16 protein-coding genes are annotated in these 21,886 nt (G+C 35.6%); 6 read left to right on the top strand and 10 right to left on the bottom strand.

Annotated elements, in window-relative coordinates; translation table 11 throughout:
• The 4 genes from ABJH90_RS13635 to ABJH90_RS13620 form a co-directional block, all read right to left on the bottom strand.
• On the bottom strand, positions 1–2,751 hold the full coding sequence (locus tag ABJH90_RS13635; RefSeq protein ID WP_348141163.1) for a PD-(D/E)XK nuclease family protein: 2,751 nt from the start codon (positions 2,749–2,751) through the stop codon (positions 1–3).
• Between the two features lie 63 nt (positions 2,752–2,814).
• A complete protein-coding gene (locus ABJH90_RS13630) occupies positions 2,815–4,158 on the bottom strand; it encodes an OmpA family protein (RefSeq protein ID WP_348141164.1) in 1,344 nt (447 codons plus the stop codon).
• A gap of 112 nt (positions 4,159–4,270) precedes the next feature.
• Positions 4,271–5,464 (bottom strand): glycine C-acetyltransferase, encoded by a 1,194-nt coding sequence (gene kbl, locus ABJH90_RS13625; protein ID WP_348141165.1) that lies wholly within the window; start codon positions 5,462–5,464, stop codon positions 4,271–4,273.
• 2 nt (positions 5,465–5,466) lie between these two features.
• A complete protein-coding gene (locus ABJH90_RS13620; protein WP_348141166.1) occupies positions 5,467–8,565 on the bottom strand; it encodes a UvrD-helicase domain-containing protein in 3,099 nt (1,032 codons plus the stop codon).
• 118 nt (positions 8,566–8,683) lie between these two features.
• Here ABJH90_RS13620 and ABJH90_RS13615 point away from each other — a divergent pair, with 118 nt between their 5' ends.
• Complete coding sequence (locus ABJH90_RS13615) at positions 8,684–9,292, top strand: superoxide dismutase (protein ID WP_348141167.1); 609 nt, start codon at positions 8,684–8,686, stop codon at positions 9,290–9,292.
• A gap of 904 nt (positions 9,293–10,196) precedes the next feature.
• Here the strand turns inward: ABJH90_RS13615 and ABJH90_RS13610 are convergent.
• The 4 genes from ABJH90_RS13610 to ABJH90_RS13595 all read right to left on the bottom strand — a co-directional run bounded on the left by ABJH90_RS13610 (position 10,197) and on the right by ABJH90_RS13595 (position 14,352).
• A complete protein-coding gene (locus tag ABJH90_RS13610; RefSeq protein ID WP_348141168.1) occupies positions 10,197–12,095 on the bottom strand; it encodes an amidophosphoribosyltransferase in 1,899 nt (632 codons plus the stop codon).
• Positions 12,096–12,141: 46 nt separating this feature from the next.
• Positions 12,142–13,068: a PfkB family carbohydrate kinase gene (locus ABJH90_RS13605; protein ID WP_348141169.1), complete on the bottom strand. Its 927-nt coding sequence runs from the start codon at positions 13,066–13,068 to the stop codon at positions 12,142–12,144.
• Between the two features lie 79 nt (positions 13,069–13,147).
• Positions 13,148–13,783, bottom strand: coding sequence for a ribonuclease H family protein (locus ABJH90_RS13600; RefSeq protein WP_348141170.1), 636 nt, complete (start codon positions 13,781–13,783; stop codon positions 13,148–13,150).
• Positions 13,783–14,352 (bottom strand): phosphoribosylglycinamide formyltransferase, encoded by a 570-nt coding sequence (locus ABJH90_RS13595; protein WP_348141171.1) that lies wholly within the window; start codon positions 14,350–14,352, stop codon positions 13,783–13,785. Before ABJH90_RS13595 ends, ABJH90_RS13600 begins: the two co-directional genes overlap by 1 nt.
• A 265-nt stretch (positions 14,353–14,617) precedes the next feature.
• On the opposite strand from ABJH90_RS13595, the gene ABJH90_RS13590 reads away from it, so the two are divergent.
• The 5 genes from ABJH90_RS13590 (at position 14,618) to pyk (ending at position 18,906) form a co-directional block, all read left to right on the top strand.
• On the top strand, positions 14,618–14,851 hold the full coding sequence (locus ABJH90_RS13590; RefSeq protein WP_009778413.1) for an acyl carrier protein: 234 nt from the start codon (positions 14,618–14,620) through the stop codon (positions 14,849–14,851).
• 110 nt (positions 14,852–14,961) lie between these two features.
• Positions 14,962–16,212, top strand: a complete 1,251-nt coding sequence (fabF, locus tag ABJH90_RS13585) for a beta-ketoacyl-ACP synthase II (protein WP_348141174.1) — start codon at positions 14,962–14,964, stop codon at positions 16,210–16,212.
• 8 nt (positions 16,213–16,220) lie between these two features.
• Positions 16,221–16,964: a ribonuclease III gene (gene rnc, locus ABJH90_RS13580; protein ID WP_348141176.1), complete on the top strand. Its 744-nt coding sequence runs from the start codon at positions 16,221–16,223 to the stop codon at positions 16,962–16,964.
• Between the two features lie 30 nt (positions 16,965–16,994).
• On the top strand, positions 16,995–17,459 hold the full coding sequence (locus tag ABJH90_RS13575; RefSeq protein ID WP_348141178.1) for an IPExxxVDY family protein: 465 nt from the start codon (positions 16,995–16,997) through the stop codon (positions 17,457–17,459).
• A 4-nt stretch (positions 17,460–17,463) separates the two neighbouring features.
• On the top strand, positions 17,464–18,906 hold the full coding sequence (pyk, locus tag ABJH90_RS13570; protein WP_348141180.1) for a pyruvate kinase: 1,443 nt from the start codon (positions 17,464–17,466) through the stop codon (positions 18,904–18,906).
• A gap of 32 nt (positions 18,907–18,938) precedes the next feature.
• On the opposite strand, the gene ABJH90_RS13565 is transcribed toward pyk, so the two are convergent.
• Together ABJH90_RS13565 and ABJH90_RS13560 are read right to left on the bottom strand one after the other, a co-directional pair.
• Positions 18,939–19,460: a PAS domain-containing protein gene (locus tag ABJH90_RS13565; RefSeq protein ID WP_348141182.1), complete on the bottom strand. Its 522-nt coding sequence runs from the start codon at positions 19,458–19,460 to the stop codon at positions 18,939–18,941.
• A 62-nt stretch (positions 19,461–19,522) separates the two neighbouring features.
• A complete protein-coding gene (locus tag ABJH90_RS13560; RefSeq protein ID WP_348141184.1) occupies positions 19,523–21,859 on the bottom strand; it encodes an arylsulfatase in 2,337 nt (778 codons plus the stop codon).
• Positions 21,860–21,886: the final 27 nt, after the last annotated feature.

The following is a 21,886-nucleotide window of genomic DNA, read 5'->3' as shown; positions in this document are numbered from 1 at the left end:
TTAATCTTCTTTAGCAATAAATGGTATTTCTGGATTTGCAATTTCCTGAATTAGTTTAACCAACTGTTCCTGAAATAGATCTAGGATATCTTTAGTTATGTTGAAATCCTTATTTGAGGTATTCCAGCTAATTTTTGTTGAAAAATAGAATGGACCAGAACTCAAATTCTTGAAGGAAATAATTCCGGCGTTCATTTTTTCAATGTGATTAATATTTTGATACATAAACGAATAACAAAGCAACTGAAATGCTTTGCTACGATCGTAATTCTCAATGATTTCATCCCATAAAACTACTTCTACATTAGACTTTAGAACACTCCCGGTCTTATAATCAAGTATCCTAAGCACGCCATCCTTTTCATCAATCCTGTCTAATGTTCCTTTTAGCACAACTAGGGACTCTATCCCCGGCACGTCTATATTAACTGACAGATCTTTTTCAAGCGCTATTATTTTAATATTATGATGTTTAATGCCTTCAATTTCCTTCAAAATGAAACTATCTATATAAGCCACAATAACATTAAAGGCAATAAGGTTTTTTCCTCTTGAAATATCCTCTTCTGCATAAGTTTTCAGGAGTTCATGTTTAACTACGGCTTTTATTTTAAGTCTTTGTTCTTTTAGTTTTTCTTCTGTCAGTAAAAGACTGAGGAATGGCTCGTACAGAATTTCCATTGCCTTGTGTAAAACAGTCCCAAAGGTTTTTGAAGCAATAGTCTCCTCTATTTCAAGAGCTTCTTCTAATTTTAATATCTTTTGCTTGTAAAAATTAATAGGATTTTTGATATAGTTTGTAAGTGAAGAAGGAGAAAGACCTTTTTTTAAGACGGCATGTATTTTATTCATTATATCGCTATCCTTTTGTATAGAAACGGGAGAATTAACTATTGAGTTTATCTGTGGAACCGAAATTTTAGTTACTATATTTTCTATGTGCTTTTCATCTGTAAGTAATTGTGAAATAAATCTACTTTTTTCACCGCCCTCAATGACATCAGGTTCAGTGTTATAGATAAGATAGATGTTTTTAGCTCGTTGTAACAATCTGTAAAAATGATAAGTATAGACGGCATCTTTCTCTTTGTAAACAGGCAAACCAAATTCTCTTTTTATATCGAAAGGTATGAATGAGTTATTGGTCTTTCCTGCGGGAAGGATACCTTCATTTACTGATGTAATTATGACCGTTTCAAAATCGAGGTTTCTGCTTTCCAACATCCCCATGATTTGTAACCCTTCAAGAGGTTCACCTCTAAAGTTTATTTTTTCAGTGGATATAAGTTCCTTGAAGATACTTTGTAAAGCCCTTAGATCTTTTAAAAACGGATATTTTATAGAAAGCAATTTTAACTCATTAAATAAGGTATAAAAGTTATATAAATACTCTAGTTCTAAATTGTTTTCCAGTAATTGAAATTTCACTTTTAGAAGTTCAATAATTGCAATAACCCTTTCGAGAAAAAGAGAAGGGTCAACATTTTCATCTGAAAACAGGAGCGTTAATCCCTCATTAGTTTCAGGGAATATTGATTCTAATTTAGAAGGGGTTATATAGATACAATTACGCTTATTAATTTCCGTTTTTATTCGTGCAACTATATTTAGATCATCCGTGGAAAGTATTTTCTGAACATACGGATGAGCCAAAAAAGAAACCAAGTTCTTATAAAACCAACCGCGAGAATCTAATTGAATATAAAGGTCGAAGAGATGAGTAAACATGCCTGCCAGGGGCGTTTTATCTAAGGGATACCCCATAGTGATATTTACCTTATTTATTTCAGCCGGGAGGGAGTTTAATAAGGGGTTAAGTAGCGTTTCATCTCCCAATATTACAGCTGTATTCTTTATTTGTTTCGGATCCTTTTTATTTAGATTTGAAATCAAATTCCCAATGTACTTTGCCTGGGATATTTTTTTAGGCACTCCGGAAATTTGGATATTTTTTGTGGTGCAATAAGAATTGCTTAATCCTTTTAATGAATGGTCTTTATAATAGCTCCAGTCCTTATGGTATTGTCTAATAAAAAAACCCGCATCATGAATTTTATCTTCCAGGAAATAGTTGTCTATGTCCCAAAAGATATCAGCTTTACCTTCTTTTAAAAATTCTTTAATAATAAAAATCTCAGCTTTATTCAAAGCATTAAATCCAACAAAAATGTGCTTTTTATTTTTTGATCTATTAATGTACTCAGATAGTTTATTGCATGCTTCCTTATAAACCAATCCCTGATGTCCCAATCCAATTTCTAAAAGATTTTTATTAAAGTTGGAGTGTAATTCTTCAAGATTATTCCAAAAGCTGAGATAATCTTCTATTAATTTAGTTTTATTGGGTTTCAGATGCCATTGGTTCATTTCCTGTACAACCGATAAGTATGAAAAAAGCTTATCAGGGGGCACCAGGTACCTGTCGATTTCGTTAAAATCCTGCAATAGAATTTGACCCCATTTGGAAAAGGAATAAAAACTTTCCTTTTCTTCACTGCCCATATTTATATAGGCATTATATAGTTCAAATAATTGTTGTGTGTTGGTGGCATACGAAAGACCGGAAATAGCTTCAACAAATGTTTCAATGCTATGGATTTCAGGAGCAAAAATTGTTTTACTAACAATTTTGGAGATGCTGTTTTTAAGAAATGTTCCTGCGCGTTTACCGGGAAGTATAAAAATGAGATTATCAAGCGAATCATTCTTTTCCCACAATTCTTCAATAATCTGATTTAAAAAACTCTTCATATCTAAAAATAAAAAAAGCCCCGCATTTGCGGAGCTTTTTTCTATTATATTAAGTTTAAAACCTTATTCTCTAATCAAGTTAATTTCAACTCTACGATTCGTTTTCCTTCCGGAAGCGGTACCGTTGTCTGCTAAAGGTCTGTCTTCACCATAACCCGTAGCTTCCAATCTGTTTGAGGCGATACCGTTCTCAATTAAGAAATTCATTACGGAATAAGCTCTTTCTTCAGAAAGCTTTTGGTTTAATGAAGCACTACCAACGCTATCAGTGTGCCCGTCTATAGTAAACCTTGCAAAAGAATACTCTTCAAGGATAGCTACGATATTCTGCAATACTTCAGCAGAACGATCTTTAATAGTTGCTTTACCAGTATCAAATAAGATAGTCTTAGCGTAGTCGTTTAATGTCTTACGTACGGCTTCAGTAACTTCAGGACAACCTTTATTCGCTACTACACCTGGTATGTCTGGACAAAGATCATCTTTGTCAAATACACCATCACCGTCTCTGTCTGGCCATGGGCATCCATTATTCTCAGCAGGACCTGCTTCGTTAGGACACTGATCATCTTTATCAGCAATACCATCACCGTCAGCATCAGGACAACCAGCTAAAGCAGCTAGACCAGCTTCATTTGGACAAGCATCATCTTTATCAGCAATACCATCGCCATCAGAATCAGGACAACCATTCATTTCTTTAGAACCAGCTTCGTTTGGACAAGCATCTTTGCTGTCTTCAATTCCATCGCCGTCAGAATCTGGACAACCATTAAATGCTTCTAAACCAGGTACTTCTGGACAAGCATCATCTTTGTCATAAATTCCGTCTTTATCTGTATCAGACCCACCAAATCTTATTGAAAGACCCGCCATGTGTTGCCAGTGTGGGAGTAAGTAATCCTGAAAAGAGTGCTTATATTGCATTTGAAGGGTTAAACCAATATTCTCGTTAAACCAAATATTAGTACCAATTCCTCCGTTAAGAGTACCGGCTCCAATATCAGCAACCCAAGTATAACCACCTCCAATTTCAATGAAGGGATCAATAGTGGTATTTTTTATAAAATTGTATTTGATAGTTCCATCCATACCATAGTAAGACAAGTCGTCAACTGCAACGTCACCAATTTTCCTAATACGGTTTAAAGAACCTCTAACGCCAACGGAGATACCATCACCAATATGACGAGAAAGTCCAACATAAGAGATAGATGGTAAGATGTTCCAGTGGTCATTGGCATTAAATAATTCATTTCCGAATGAACTTACTTTACCTGTTGGATAAAAGTCAACTGCGTTAACTCCAAAACCAATTTGCCAAGGATTATCTTCATTTTGCGCTTGTATGCTGTTAGAGGCCAATATTAGTAGGCCAACAACTAATAATCTGCTAAGCTGTTTCATGTTCAAAATTTTAAGTTTAAGTGTTTATTTAGCAGCAAATGTAAGTTGTTAAGAATTATTAACAAAATCAATTTCCTATTTTTTTAAGGTTTTTTTAAGTTAAAACCAGTATTCAGATAATTTTTAACTCTCTGCCTACCTTTATAAAAGCATTGATAGCTTTATCCAGATGCGAAATTTCATGAGCGGCAGACAATTGTACCCGAATTCTAGCTTTATCCTTGGGAACCACAGGATAAAAGAAACCTATAACATAAATGCCATTATCTAGCAACATATTTGCCATTTTTTGGGATAATTTCGCATCATAGAGCATTACTGGTACTATAGCAGAATCCCCATCAATAATATCAAACCCCGCTTTTTGCATTCCATTTTTGAAATATTTTGTGTTTTTTTCCAACTTATCTCTCAAAGAGGTATCCGTTTCAAGCATTTCAAACACTTTAATAGAAGCTCCTACTATAGCAGGAGCAAGGGAATTAGAAAACAAATACGGTCTTGATCGTTGCCTTAACATGTCAATAATCTCTTTTTTACCGGTTGTATAACCTCCCATTGCGCCACCCAAAGCTTTACCCAGTGTTCCGGTAATAATGTCTATCCTGTTCATTACACCTTTTTCCTCTAAGGTACCTCTGCCGGTTTCCCCAATAAATCCGGTTGCATGGCATTCATCAATCATTACCATGGCATCATATTTATCGGCCAGATCACATATTTTATCTAACGGAGCCAATAATCCATCCATGGAAAATACACCATCAGTAACAATTATTTTAAATCGGGCATTATCATTATTAGCCTGGATTAATTTAGTTTCCAGATCAACCATATCACTATTGGCGTACCTATATCGCTTGGCCTTACATAGCCTAACACCATCAATTATAGACGCATGATTTAGAGCATCTGATATAATCGCGTCTTCTTGTGACAACAGCGGTTCAAATACACCGCCATTGGCATCAAAAGCTGCGGCATATAATATAGTGTCTTCGGTACCATAGAATTTTGCAATTCTATGTTCCAATTCTTTATGGATATCCTGGGTACCACAAATAAAACGTACTGAAGACATTCCAAATCCATGAGTATCCAGGGTTTCTTTGGCAGCTTTTATTACTTCGGGATGAGCAGATAATCCTAAATAATTATTTGCACAAAAGTTTATTACTTCCTGTCCGCCGGAAACTCTGATTACTGCACCCTGAGCGGAAGTAATTATGCGTTCTTCTTTATATAGCCCTGCTTCTTTTATGCCGCTAAGTTCTTCTTTTAAATATTCTTTAATTTTTCCGTACATAACTAATTAATGAATTCTGGAGTAATTTTTTTATCAATATAGACTAATATCTTATTTTCAACTAAATATCCCATGGTTTTCAACGCATCGGCATAGGTGTATAATTGTTCATAATATTTTTGAGCTTTTTTTCCGGTTTTATAATCAATTAATGTAACCCTTTGATTATTAATAACCATACGATCTGGTCGTAAAATTAGGCCATTTTCTGTTATAATTTCACTTTCATTCTTAACGTTATTTTCAGCTGTAAAGAAAGATTTCAATTTCGGATGCCAAATGATTTGTTGCACAGTTTCCTTTAATTGAGCTCCTTCTTCAACTTTAAGATCTCCTTTTCTAATCATATAATCAATTGCGGGATCAATATCGCTCTCGGTTTTAATAAGCCCCATAGTATAGTGGATTATATTACCTTTTTTGATTGCTTCTTCTCTCTTGCTGTCCCAAAGACTACCAGACTGGGTAATAATATTGAAATTGGTATTATTCTTTTGAGTACAGATATAAGGGATATATGGTTGCGCTTTTGGGAGCGGTTGTTCTTGATCCTTGGATTCAGCTGATCCAAAGGAATATCTGATTTTGTTCTCATCCCAAATTCCTTGACTAATTAAAAAATGGATAAATAAACCTGAGTAGTTATCTAATTTAAATTCTTTCTTAGCATTAAGAAGCATTTCTGTTATTATAATGAGCCTATCCACTGCGCGTGTAAGTGCTACATATAGCAAGTTAAATGCATCCAATTCGAGTTTATGCTGTTCTTCTTCATAAATTGTTTTGGCTGCTTCCCCATAATGTAACACTTCTGATTTCTTATTTATTAGTACTTCTTTAAATTCTCCAAAATCCTCAACGGGCAACCACAATTTTGGTTCTAGTTCGTCATAAATCTTAGTGTTCGCAAAAGGGTAAATGACAACTGGAAATTCTAATCCCTTTGCTTTGTGTATAGTCATTATCTGAACGGCATTCAAATTTTCTGGAGCTACAATACTGAGCCTCTCTTTTTTCTTTTCCCAATAGTCTAAAAATGAAGCGATACTGGTATCGTCCCTTTGTTCAGAATCAATGACCTCATCCATAAAATAGGTAAGGTAGGCATCTGAATGCTCAACTAACTTGAATTGGTTTATTGCATATTCCAGGCCATCAGGTAAAGAGTTGTACTTTACTTCGCCAATATTAAAGTTGTAAGCCTCATTTAATGCAGAAAGCAAATTGTTTAAATGTTTTTGAATAAACTCATGTTTGTTTTCTCTGTTTGCGGCAAGAAAATATAATATTTCATAGCAAATTTCTGAATCCTCGGGTGCGTTAATGAGTTTTAATAAATTGACTAGAAAATTGACTTTTGGATTATTCTTAAGCAAGAGTGTCTCAGAAGAAATTATTGGAATATTTTGTTCTATTAGAAAATTGGCTAAAATAATACCATGCTTTCGTTTTCTGGTAAGAATACAGATGTCAGCATAATTATACTTATCGGCGCGTGCATCATTGATTGATCTTAGTACCTCATTGCAATACTCTAAGTCCTTATTCTCCTTAGGCATTTTAATAAAATTCAAATCTACATTTCCACCTACTTTATCATTAAAAGCTTGTTTATTTCCATCCGTAAAAAGTAAATTGTATTGTGGACTACCAAGGAATGGGCTTGTAACGGTAAAAAAGGCATTATTAAATTTTATGAGTTCCTCCCGGCTTCTGTAATTTGTTTCTAGTGAGCTAATATGTGGTTCCACCACAAAAGGATTTGTTTTTTTGTTAATCAAGTTCAAAAATTGTTCGGCCCGCCCACCACGCCATCTATAAATAGCTTGTTTAACATCTCCAACCAACATCAAGGTTCCCATATTACCCTGTTCATCTTCACTTTCGAGGGCATTACTTATTAATGGAACAAGGTTCTCCCATTGCATTTTTGAAGTATCCTGAAATTCATCAATAAAATAATGACGATATTTTTCGCCCAATCGTTCATAAATGTATGGAGCGGGTTGGTTCCTTATTTCATTTGAAATAATGGTATTAAATGAAGATATTGGAATCTGATCCCGTTCTGACTCAATGGTTTTAATTTCTTGATGGATTGCATTTAAAACCGTTAATGGCACAATATTTAAATAGGAATTACGCAAAAAAGACCTATGATATATCCTTTTTTTTATTTCTAAAAAATATTTTTGAAGGGCGAATGCCAATTCCGGATTAGGAGCCTGAAATCCTGATTTAAATATTTTACCTTCCTGTAAATTATTTTCTAATTGGTTGTTGTAAAGCTTAGCAGGATTAAATTCGAAATCACAAATTTTAGTAAAGTGGTTGGGAAGCGTTTTCCTGGGAAAGACCTCCAAACCAATACCGGATTGGGATATTGTTTCTAGAGCTTGCCTGGCAAGGTCTTTAACTTCATCCTCTAGAAGGGTGATTTTTTTTTGAATTAATTTTTTGAGAGTTAAAAAATCCTGTGGACTTTTGTTTTTTAGAAGGTCAAGATGATAAGATTGATTTTCCTCAAATAACAATTTACCCATTTTTGTAAGGTCATATGCTATATCCCAGCTTTTATCGTCTTGAATTTTTTCCAAAGCAAAGTCGATCAGAACTTTTGTAAGCACCTTATCCGTTCCTGCTTTATTTATTAAACGGTCAATTCCTTCGCCTAATAAAAGGTCTGTATCCAATATAACTTCAAAATTCTGTGGAATTTTAAGGTCTTTAGCGAAGGTTCTAATAAGTCGGTGCGTGAATTTATCGATGGTCGAAAGCTCAAAAAAAGCATAATTATGAAGAATTTGCTTTAATGTGATGTTGGCTCTTTTTTGCAAATGATCATTTTCAATATTTAGATCCTTAGCTAGTAATCGAAATAAGGGGGAAGTTTTTTTAGGATGGCTAAATTCGAATAGACTATCAAGAATGCGACTTTTCATCTCATTAGCAGCCTTATTGGTAAAAGTGATGGCTAGGATTTGATTAAAAATATTTGAATTTTCTGTAGATAGTACAATTTTTAGATATTCTTGTACCAGTTTAAAGGTTTTCCCTGATCCGGCCGAAGCATTGTAGATATTAAATGAGCTGCTCTGCACTAATTTTTTCTTGCAAATTACGTAATCTTAAAGAGTTCTTAACAAATAATTAGGCCAATATATATGTTAAATAGAGTAACTTTGAGTGACTCTAATTATTAACTTAAAACGTTTAGAAATGGCATTTGAATTACCAAAACTACCATATGCATATGATGCATTAGAACCTCATATTGACGCAAGAACTATGGAGATCCACCATACGAAACATCATAATGGTTACACCGCGAAATTTAATGCGGCCATTGAGAATACAGATCTTGCAAATAAATCTATTACAGATATATTGAAAAATTTAGACATGTCTAATGGGGCGGTCCGCAATAATGGAGGGGGCTATTATAATCATTCCTTATTTTGGGAAATAATGTCTCCCGATGGTGGGGGTGAGCCCACAGGAGACCTTGCTGCAGCCATCAATGAGGCCTATGGTTCCTTTGATGCCTTTAAAGATGTCTTTAGCAAAGCTGCCGCGACAAGATTTGGGTCTGGTTGGGCTTGGCTTTGCGTACATAAAGGGGGCAAGGTAGAAGTTTGCTCAACGCCAAATCAAGACAATTCGTTAATGCCCGGAACCGGATGTGGAGGGCAACCAATTTTGGGATTGGATGTTTGGGAACATGCATATTATTTAAATTATCAAAACAGAAGACCAGATTATGTCAACGCCTTTTTTAATATTATCAACTGGGATAAAGTAGCTGAGTTGTACAGTTCAAATAAGTAAATTACAATTAAACTTTTTTCCAAATTTTATTGGAAATTAAACCTCCTTAATTAATTAGGGAGGTTTTTTATTATATAGAAAAGGGTGGAGAAGTCTCCACCCTTTTCGTCCCAAATCTTACCATAAACTTAACCTACTTATGCTATGGCATTACTAAATTACTGGTATTGTGAGAAATAACAAAGAAATTTTGGTAAATTTTAGGCTTTCAACTAACGATCAAAGCTAAGTCGGGAGGAAAAATACCGATTAAAAAAGTCATAATTTACTGATAATCAGAAATAAAAAAGGCAGGTTTGCACCTGCCTTTTTCCCCAAATCTTACCATGAACTTAACCTACTTATGCTATGGTTCTTCAAATGTAAGTGAATGAGTGGCTGAGAAAAAAGGTTTTGGACAAACGCCATTTTAATAGGTTGAAATGCGTTTTCTGACATTATATTAGAACAGACGGAAAAATAATTCTATGTGAAAGGCGATTATAGGAGTGGGGATATAAAATAAAAAAGGCAGGTTTGCACCTGCCTTTTTCCCCAAATCTTACCATGAACTTAACCTACTTATGCTATGGTCCTTCAAATGTATGCTAACGCGTTGGAGTGCATTAAAATTTTGGTTAAACTTCTTTTTAATTGGTTGAAATACCTTAGACTAGTTATTATACTATAATAGGTGAAGAAAAGTCGTATTAATTGTGAAGTAAAATAAAATAAAATTTGAGGTAAAATAAAAAAGGTGGAGAAGTCTCCACCTTTTTTGCCCCAAATCTTACCATGAACTTAACCTACTTATGCTATGGCAAGTCTAAAGTAACGGCCTTTAATTCGTTGTGACTAAAAAGCCGACAAATAGCATAAATTATCGATGAAATGCACAAATCTGTGCATTTCATCGATAAAAATGTTAATATGCCCTTTCATTTTTACCCTCATAAAAGTTTATAAAGGCCCTATTTACAACTTTGTTACCCCCCGGGGTCGGATAATCTCCTGTAAAATACCAATCGCCTAGGTTCTTGGGGCATGCCTGATGTAAACTTTCGATTGTTTGATAAATTATTTGTACTTCAGCCTTAATGTCTATAGGACTCAGGAGTTCACCAATTTTTTTAGATATCTGATCTGCACTAAAAGGTTGATAAAAATCTTTTACATAATTAATAATATCCTTTTCAGCAGTTTGAATTTGTTGAATACATTTCTGATATATTTCATCTACTTGCTGCATTGAATTCTGTTCCTTATGTAATTCAAGAGCAGCCTTAAAGGCTATAAAATCTTCTAGTTTTGCCATATCAATGCCATAGCAATCTGGGTAGCGAATTTGTGGTGCTGAAGAAACAACAATTATTTTCTTTGGTGATAACCTGTCTAAAATTCGTAAAATACTTTTCTTTAAGGTGGTACCCCTAACAATACTATCATCAATAATAACAAGGTTGTCATTTTTGTTTACCGAGCCGTAAGAAATGTCATATACGTGTGCAACCAGATCATCCCTGTTGCTATCCTGCGTAATAAATGTTCTTAGTTTTGCATCTTTTATGGCTACTTTTTCAATCCTGGGACGAACATCTAAAATTTTGTTTAATTCCTCTCTGGTAATAGTAGGTCCTAATTTAAGTATCTGTTCTTCTTTTTTCTTATTCAAATAATTCTGCGCTTCTTTGATCATTCCTAAATAGGAGGTCTCTGCGGTATTAGGGATATATGAAAAAACCGTATTTTTTATATCCTCGTTTATAGCAGACAATATTTGCGGAAAAATCAATTTACCCAATTCTTTACGCTCCTGATATATTTCTTTATCGCTACCCCTTGAAAAATATATTCTTTCAAAAGAGCATGCTTTTCTTTCCTTTGGCTCTAATATTTCAGTAGCGTTTACAGTACCGTTTTTCTTTATGATTAATGCGTTGCCGGGGTCGAGTTCCTTGACATCTTCATAAACCACATTAAAAACCGTTTGTATTGCAGCTCTTTCCGAGGCTACTACTACTACCTCATCGTTTTTAAAGTAATAGGCGGGTCTTATTCCTGAAGGATCTCGTAGTACAAAAGAATCTCCATGTCCAAACATTCCCGCCATAGTGTACCCGCCATCCCAATTCTTAGCTGCTTTTTTAAGAATTTTGGAAACTTTTAATCTCTCGGCGATCAAAGGAGAAGCCTCCATCTTATTAAAGCCTTCTTTCTTTATTTGCCTGTATAGTTTTGCTACGGCATCATCAAGAAAATGGCCTATTTTTTCCATGACCGTAACCGTATCCGCCATTTCTTTTGGGTGCTGGCCCAGTTGTATCAAATTATCAAAGAGCTCATCAACATTGGTCATATTAAAATTACCAGCAACTATTAGATTTCTATGCATCCAGTTATTTTGCCTGAGAAAAGGATGTACACTTTCAATACTGTTCTTTCCAAATGTACCATATCGGACGTGCCCAAGAAGTACCTCACCTATATATGGGATATTCCTTTTTTGCAACACTGTATTGTCTATATATTCAGGGTTTTCTTTTAATGCGCTATTAATACGGTCATTAATCTGCGCAAAAATGTCTTGTATAGGTTGTGATTCCACAGAACGTACTCTGCTCATGTAACGCTCCCCGGCAGCCATGTCTAATTTAATACTGGCAAAACCGGCACCGTCCTGACCTCGGTTGTGCTGTTTTTCCATCATTAAATACATCTTGTTTACTCCATAAAAAATACTGCCATACTTTTCCTTGTAATAATCCAAGGGCTTCAGTAGCCGTATTAATGATATTCCGCATTCGTGTTTAATGGCATCACTCATTATTTAAATGAATTAAAAAAGCCCCGTTATTCCGAGGCGTGTTTTATTATTGTAATTCAATATCAAATTGTGTCAATTCCCTGAATTGATGTAACCTTCTTTCCACCTCTTCTTTCTTTAAATTTGCCATTCGTTCTGTTCCAAAACGTTCTACGCAAAAGGAAGCCAGATTGGATCCATGGATAACGGCGTTCTTTAAATTGCTGAATGATATGTTTTCAGTCTCTGAAAGATAACCTACAAAACCTCCTGCAAAAGTATCACCCGCACCGGTAGGATCAAAAACTTCTTTTAAAGGAAGGGCTGGCGCAAAGAATATATTATCATTATGGAAAAGTAAAGCACCATTCTCCCCTTTCTTTATGACTACGTATTTTGGCCCCATTGCATGAATTTGCGCAGCTGCTTTTACTAAAGAATATTCATTAGTTAGTTGTCTTGCTTCTTCATCGTTTATGGTAATAATATCTGTATGTTTTATGACATCATTTAATTCTTTCGAAGTATGATTCATCCAATAGTTCATGGTATCAAGGACAATTAACTTTGGTCTAGTCTCCATTTGATTAATAACGCTCATTTGGATGCTGGGATGTAAATTACCCAACATAACCACATCTGCATTTTTATAGTCGTCAGGCACAACTGGATTAAAATCTGCCAACACATTTAGCTCTGTACTCAGGGTATCCCTCGTGTTCAGATCGTTTCGATATTTACCACTCCAAAAAAAGGTCTTCCCTCCTTTTACAATTTCTATAGCCGATATATCAATATCTTTATCTTCTAAAAATTTTAGGTATTCATTGGGCAAATCATCGCCTACTACAGAGACAATGGCTGCGTCTACATCAAATTGCGAAGCCGCCAGACCAATAAATGTAGCAGCTCCTCCCAGAATTTTATCGGTTTTCCCAAATGGGGTTTCGATAGCATCAAAAGCAACAGTACCAACAATTAAAAGTTTTCTCATAACAGGTTTTTGAAATATGCAGCAAATATACACTTTTGATGTTCCAAATAATCCTAATTAAAATTAAAAAAGGCCTTAATTATTTTCTACCGAAATCTGCAGGAATTTCACCCCAGGCTTTCGTTTCCCATTTTACTATCGGCGTATTGTATGAATTGTTTTTTAACCATTCAACTGCCCTTCGAATGAGATTGAATAAGGCTTTGTTTTTTTGGTTCTCTATAAGCTTGGTATTACAACTTTTTTTCCTCACCCAGCTTATAGCAGTCCTTGAATCTGTATAAATAATACGATCGCTATTTTTCTGCTTTAAAAAAGCCAAACCGTGAACTATAGCAAGAAACTCACCTATATTATTGGTGCCTTCTTTGAAGGGACCTTGTTTAAATAGTCTTTTACCCGTTTTAGTATCAACCCCCTGGTATTCCATTATTCCGGGATTTCCGCTGGATGCCGCATCCACAGAAATAGAATGATAATTTGGCTCTCCTATTTTAAGAAGATCTTGTGGGGAAAGCTGAGGGCTGTTTTTCTTTTTTCCTTTATAAGCATCGTAATTGCTGTTATAAGCTTTTTTGGCTATTTCAAAATTGGGGAATGACATATATTGAGCTCCTTTAGCTCCGGAAATTGCCGCTTTGCAATCATCCCAACTTTCATATATGCCGGGTCTCTTGCCTTTCCAAACCACATAAAATTTATTCTTTTTAGCCATTATCCCTTAAATAATAGTTCTTCGATTACCCTTGGATAATGCTCGTATTCCAGTTCATGGACTTTTTGGGCAATAATTTCAGGGGTATCCCCCTCGTCTACAAATGTTTTTACCTGCATGATAATGGCCCCTTCATCATAATTCTCATTGACATAATGAATGGTAATTCCTGTTTCGGGATCTGAATTCCCCTTTACAGCCTCATGTACCCTCATTCCATACATTCCTTTACCTCCATACTTAGGAAGCAATGCAGGATGAATATTTATAATTCTATCTGGAAAATAATCAATTAATCTTCTTGGGATTCGCCATAGGAAACCAGCGAGAACAATTAAATCGGGATTGAGATTATTTAAAAAATCTGAAATTAAGTCAGATTCAATAAAGGCCTGCCTGTTAAAATATAAAGCACTAATCTTAAGTCGCGCGCACCTGTCTAAAACTTTGGCGTCTTTCCTGTTTGTTAGGACAGCGACTATTTCAACTCGTTTATGTTCAGAAAAATATTGGATAATGTTTTCAACATTTGTGCCTGAGCCCGAAGCAAAAAGAACTATTCGTTTCATTTAGACAAAATTATTCTTTTTGAAATTAAGTCCTAAGTTTATTAAAGATATGATGCTAGCGGCCCGAAATTAGCGACTTAATTGACAGAAAAAAACAATCATTATGTTGATTTTAGGCATTTCACGGGCAGAAAATTTATATACAAACTAATATTCTTGAGTTTAATTTTCTTAAATTACGATACATTTTTACGTCAAATAGTGTTATTACACCATAAGTTTTTTATTTTTGCCAACGATTTAAATTTTTAAAACCAAAATTATTATGTCAGACATTGCATCAAGAGTAAAAGCTATCATCGTTGATAAATTAGGAGTTGATGAGAACGAAGTTGTAGCCGAAGCTAGCTTTACCAACGACTTAGGGGCAGATTCATTGGATACTGTTGAGTTGATAATGGAATTTGAAAAGGAATTTGATATTCAAATCCCTGATGATCAAGCAGAAAACATCGCAACAGTTGGCCAAGCTATTAGTTATATAGAAGAAGCCAAGTAAATTTATGAGTTCTTGATAAAGATTTATAATTATCCATGTGGTAATCGTGCTGCATGGATAATTTTTTTTAATTTACACTTGAGTTAGACTTCAATTTAAAATTTGGCTAAATGCAATTAAAGAGAGTTGTGGTTACCGGACTTGGTGCTTTAACACCTATTGGCAATAATATTGAAGAATACTGGAAAGGTTTAACGGAGGGCAAAAGCGGCTCAGCACCTATTACCTATTACGATACAGAAAAATTCAAAACTAAATTTGCCTGCGAATTAAAAAATTTCGATGCACAGAACTACTTTGATAGAAAGGAGGCTCGAAAATTAGATAAGTTTGCTCAATATGCCTTGATTTCTTCAGATGAAGCTATTATAGATTCAGGATTAGATCTGGAAAAAATAGATAAATTTAGAGTAGGGGTTATCTGGGGCGCTGGAATTGGCGGCTTGGAAACCTTTCAAAATGAGGTTTTAAATTTCGCGGCTGGTGACGGAACACCAAGATTCAATCCTTTTTTTATTCCTAAAATGATTGCAGATATTGCTCCTGGTAATATCTCAATTAAGCATGGTTTTATGGGGCCTAATTATACCACAGTATCTGCATGTGCCTCTTCTGCCAACGCTATGATTGATGCATTAAATTATATCAGATTGGGTTATTGCGATGTTGTTGTTTCGGGAGGAAGTGAGGCAGCGGTGACAATTGCAGGGATGGGAGGTTTTAATGCCATGCATGCTTTGTCTACCCGTAATGATAGCCCGGAAACAGCTTCTAGACCCTTTGATGCAACCAGAGATGGTTTTGTACTTGGAGAAGGTGCCGGAGCATTAATTTTGGAAGAATTGGAACATGCAAAAGCGAGAGGAGCCAAAATATATGCTGAATTAGTTGGGGGTGGACTATCGAGTGACGCATATCACATGACCGCGCCAAATCCAGAAGGTACTGGTGTTGTAAGGGTAATGGAGAATTGTTTACGCGATGCGAATCTTAGGCCAGAAGATGTTGATGCCATTAATACACATGGAACAGCCACACCATTGGGCGATGTTGCCGAACTAAAAGCAATTAGTCGGGTTTTTGGTGATCATGCTGCGAACATAAATATTAATTCTACTAAGTCAATGACAGGACATTTATTGGGTGCTGCTGGTGCGATTGAAGCAATAGCTTCAATTTTAGCAATGAACCATAGCTTGGTTCCACCAACGATAAATCACTCTGTGATAGACGAAAATATAGATCCTAAGCTAAATTTAACGCTAAACAAAGCCCAGAAAAGAGAAGTTAATGTGGCTATGAGTAACACTTTTGGTTTTGGCGGGCACAATGCGTGTGTGGTATTCAAGAAATTTAGCTAAAAAGCAAGATGAACTTTCCTTCAAATATATTTAATTCCCATTCTAAAGAGGATGGGGATTTTTTTTTAGGAATTTCAAATATATTAGGGTTTAAGCCCAAAAAACTAAGTGTATATAAAAAAGCCTTTCTTCACAGGTCTGCTAATAAAAAAGATAAAAATGGACTGCCATTGAATTATGAGAGACTTGAATTTCTTGGCGATTCTATGTTAGGGACCATTATTTCCCGATACTTGTACAATGAAGTTCCGAATGGAGATGAAGGATACTTAACCAAAATGCGCTCTAAAATAGTGAGCAGAAAACATTTAAATGAATTGGGTAAGGATTTGAATCTCATATCATATGTTGAAAGTAGAATCCCCAAATCACATTTTGGTGATAATATACATGGAAATGTTTTTGAAGCTCTGGTAGGCGCAATTTATTTAGACAGGGGTTATAAATATTGCGAAAAGTTTATTAACGATCGCGTAATAGATCCTTATGTAGACATTGAACAGCTCGAAGGAAAAGTAATAAGTTATAAAAGTCTGGTGATTGAATGGTGCCAAAAGCAGAAAAAAGAATTCAATTACAAAGTATATGAGGATACTGGTAAAGACCCGCTAAAGCATTTTGCGGTTAAACTTTCAATAGATGAAAGAGTAATGGCTAAGGCAAGGGCTACTTCAAAAAAGAAAGCTGAAGAAAAAGCATCTAAAAGAGCATTTTTTGCACTGCAGGATAAAATGGGGAGGATACAGATATAATAATCTTATATTTACAATTTACTCAAAGAAATGATCACATTACATAAATTTTCTGATGATTTTTGTGAAGAAAATTATGTGCTCATTGCATTACATAGTGGATTGGAAGATTATGCTTTAGCCTATGCCTTGAATAGGACACTTAAAACAAGTTTAAAGAGATCTAAGACGGATCTTGATATATCTAATGAAACCTCCTTTCCTATTTATGAGTGGAAAGATGAACTTAATGATAGGTATTGGACTATGATTGTAAATACCAGTATTAAAGATGAATATTTAGAATTTGACGATCTTTTTAGCAATGAAACATCCTCTACTGTTTATCACTTAATACCTGAATACAAGGATGTTGATTATTTACTGAAAATTGAGCAGGAAGAAGATGAGATAGATAGCGCTTTGTTGGATTCTATTCTTAAAATTCCCAAGATAATTACAGCATACCAAATTGAAACTAATAAACTAAAATCCAAGCAAAACTTAATTATATAGCAGTATGCCTAATACAAAAAAGACAAAAATTGTAGCCACTTTGGGGCCGGCAACGAGTAAAAGAGAGGTCCTAAAGGAGATGATCGAATCCGGAGTAGATGTCTTTAGAATTAATTTTTCCCATGCAGATTATGAAGATGTTTCCAAGCGCGTCGAAATGATTCGCTCACTTAACGAAGAATTAGGAATGTATACAGCCATTCTTGCCGATTTACAAGGTCCTAAATTAAGAGTTGGGGTTATGGGCGGCGAAGTTATTGTCGCACCAGAAGACGAGATTACTTTTGTAACAGGTGAACCATTCGAAGGAAATGGCGAAAAAGTATATATGAATTATTCGAGTTTTCCAAAGGATGTAAACCCCGGGGAACGTATTTTACTCGATGACGGAAAACTAATGTTTGAAGTCCTTACCACCAATAGGGAGAATGAAGTAAAGGCGAAAGTAATTCAGGGAGGGCCATTGAAATCTAAGAAAGGAGTAAACCTTCCAAATACTAACATTAGCTTACCTGCTCTTACTGAAAAAGATATTGAAGATGCCATTTTCGCAATATCTCTCGATGTAGATTGGATTGCCTTGTCTTTTGTAAGATTTAGTCAGGACCTTATTGATCTTCAAAATTTAATAAGGGAACATTCTAAAAACAAGATTCCGATTATTGCTAAGATTGAAAAACCAGAAGCAGTAAAAAATATTGATAAAATTGTTTCCTATTGTGATGGTATTATGGTTGCTCGAGGAGACCTTGGCGTGGAAGTTCCCGCTCAGGAGGTTCCCCTTATCCAAAAGAAATTGGTTCTAAGAGCTAAAAAAGCAAGAATTCCGGTAATTATCGCCACTCAAATGATGGAAACTATGATTACTTCCCTTACACCAACAAGGGCTGAGGTTAATGATGTGGCAAACTCTGTAATGGATGGGGCAGATGCGGTAATGCTTTCGGGTGAGACTTCTGTAGGAAATTATCCGGTTGAGGTTATACAAAAAATGGCCAGTATCCTGCATAGTGTTGAAGGATCTGAATTAATTCAGGTTCCTCAGGAACCGCCACATATTCGAACCAAAAGGTATATTACCAAATCTGTTTGTTATCATGCGGCCATTATGGCAAATGAAATTAAAGCAAAAGCTATATCTACGCTCACTAATAGTGGTTATACTGCATTCCAAATTTCAGCATGGCGGCCAAGTGCTCATATATTGGTATTTACCTCAAACAAACGAATATTAACACAGCTAAATCTACTTTGGGGGGTTAAGACATTTTACTATGATAAGTTTGTTTCAACAGACGAGACCATTGAAGATGTAAATAGCATTGCATGTAAAAAAGGTTTTTTAGATGTTGGTGATATGCTTATAAGTTTGGCTGCAATGCCAATAAAGACCAAGGGAATGGTAAATACACTAAGGGTTACGGAAATTGAAACATGTAGCTTCTAGATCCATATTCAGAAAAATCAATTACTAATTTCTTAAGCCACTTCTCTCTCGAAAGCAATAAAGTTTACGATCTTTCCCTTTTTGTTGAAAATCGGTTCTCCTTTAATCCAACAGTTGTAAGTTGAACCATCTTTTCTGTAATTAAGGATTATTGCTTCAAATGGCTCCCGGTTTTTAACCGCCTTTGCTATGGTTGCGGTAATTTTACTGCTAGTTTCTTCACCCTGAAAAATTTTCGGATTTTTACCCTTTATCTTATTTAAGGTATAACCGTTCATTTTAAAAACATTATTCGTGGCATATACAATTTTTAATTCAGGATCGGTTACAAGTATAACCTCTTCTTTTTCTATGAGTTCCTTATCAAAAGTATTCCTGTATGACCAACGGTTAGCTTGAGCAAGGTTTTTTAGAAATCTAAGATCATCAAAATCTTTGCAAATCTGATCAAAATTAGGCCCTGAATGATCCCAGGAAGATATTGGAAAGCTATTTAGCTTTTTATTGGCATAGAACATAGACGCTGCTCTGTCATAATTGTTTAGTTCTTTCATATACTCTATCTGTGAGTCTAAAGGGCGTAATAATGCCCTTTGGACAATGTTGTAAATAGTGATTAGTCGGTCAGTGTTATGATTACTCGATCCAAAATTCCAGTAAACGCAAAAGGATCACCTTCATAATCCTTGTCAACTTGTGTCCCGGAATCCATTCCGACATCAAACGTTTCAGCAAGCGAATAGGTGGATATATGCATCATTTCAAAATAATCTTCATCAACTTTTTCACCATTCACATAGATTTCGCCTGTTCCTGACCATGGTTTAAGCGTTCCATCTATTTTAGATCTGTCAAGAATAAAATTGAATTTCAGATCGGTTTGCCCTGTCGGTAATTTAGGAGATGTTAAATGATAATGTACACCGTCCAGGAAGTTATAATCAAAGTGTAGCTTGCCACCCTTTATGTACATAGTATATCCTCCGGTCATACCACCGCAGGCAACAATTACGCCTTTTTCATCTCCTTTTAGGTCGATAGTAGTTTCAATTTTATGTGATCTGCCTTTAACAGGAACAGATGCTTTTTCCGCTATGCGGACGGCTCCGGGAGCATAATAAGTAAACTCCTTTTTATCCCCAAAAAGAACATAGTTAACTGCATTTAATCTCGCCAACATATCGTCGTACATGGGGTAAACCTGATTTGCCCATGCCTCTTCCTCGAATATTTTCTTAAGCTCTTCTAATTTTTCTGGAAATTCTTCCGCAAGATCCTTGCTTTCAGAAAAATCCTCTGCGACGTGATATAGCTCCCATACATCATCTTCAAATGGCGCAACTAAGTTAACATCCCATGGCATTCTATTTGCATGCAGGGTGACGGCCTTCCAGCCATCTACCCATATGGCTCTGTTCCCAAACATTTCGTAATACTGACGCTTTTTAGCATTAGGAGCGTCAGCATTATCAAACGAATAATTCATTGGCACTCCTGTAAAAGGTTGTTGTTCTATTCCGTGGTATTCATCTGGTCTTTCGACCCCAGCTGCCTCCATAATGGTAGGCGCAATGTCACTGATATGATGATATTGGCTTCTGACTTCTCCTTTTGACTTTATTCCGTTCGGCCAGTGAACCACTAATGCATCTTGTTGGCCTCCTCTGTGTTCTGATTGCTTAAAGTATGGGAAAGGCGTATTTCCAGCCATTGCCCATCCAGCATGATAATGTGGGTAACTATCCCATTGACCCCAGTTATCGTAATTCCTCATATTAGCATCAAAAGGGGTTTGCATTCCATTTAATACATAGGTTTCATTAAACGTACCTGCAAGTCCGCCTTCTCCCGAAGCTCCATTATCTGCAGTGACCATAATCAAGGTATTATCAAATTCTCCGATTCTCTTCAGGGTTTCAATTACTCTACCAATCTGATGATCCACATGATCCATTTGAGCTGCAAAAACTTCCATTTGCTTAGCATACATTTTTTTTTCATCATCATTTAAAGAATCCCAAGCTGGAATTTCTGCTATTCTGGCGGAGAGCTTTGTATTTCCTGGGGCGATACCCAACTTTTTCTGATTTTCAAGAATCATTTCCCTGGCCTTGTCCCAACCCATATCGAATTTTCCTTTGTATTTAGCTATATATTCATCTGGTGCGTGGTGAGGAGAATGCATCGATCCGGAAGCCCATAACATCATAAATGGAAGGTCCTTGTCTAATGATTTATGACCGGTTATCCAATCAATAGCTCTATCGGCTAAATCTTTATCCAAGTGGTCTGCTTTTCTATATGGCTCTGGATGATGATCATCCCACATCACTGGTATAAATTGATGAACATCTGCAGCCATAAAAGTATAAGCATGCGCAAACCCTTCATCACTTGGCCAACGATCAAATGGACCCACTTGTGAAACTTCATATAAAGGAGTATGATCCCATTTCCCGAGAGCATAATTTACATAACCTTCTTCTTCAAGATAGTTTGCAACTGATTTTGCAGATGGAGGAACTATAGCGTTATAACCAGGAAACCCCATGGCGGTAAGTGCATGACTACCCAACCCAATCATATGTGGATTTCTTCCTGCCATTAAAGTAGCCCTAGACGGGGAACATAATGCGGTGGTGTGAAAATTATTATAACGTAATCCGTTATCAGCTAATTGATCAATGTTTGGTGTTTCAATTAATCCACCGAAACTTCCAACTTGCGCGAAACCGACATCATCTAGCAAGAAGATGATAACGTTAGGGGCATCTTTCGGAGGTCTTTTTTTCTCAGGCCAAGCTTCAATAGATTCTTCATATGTTTTGGCAATTTTTCCTTTGAACTCAACTTGAGATTCTTTTTCGGATTCAGAATTTTGTTGCGATTCGCTACATCCTATAAGGAAGAAAAGAATGGATACGAATAAAATTAGGTTCAGTTTTATTTTCATTTTATAGTTATTTTAATTTCTAATCAT

The sequence above is a fragment of the Eudoraea sp. genome, from assembly GCF_039969275.1.
Lineage (GTDB): Bacteria > Bacteroidota > Bacteroidia > Flavobacteriales > Flavobacteriaceae > Eudoraea.
Note: the sequence above shows the minus strand (reverse complement) of the source record. Positions and strands in the feature narration are given on the sequence as shown.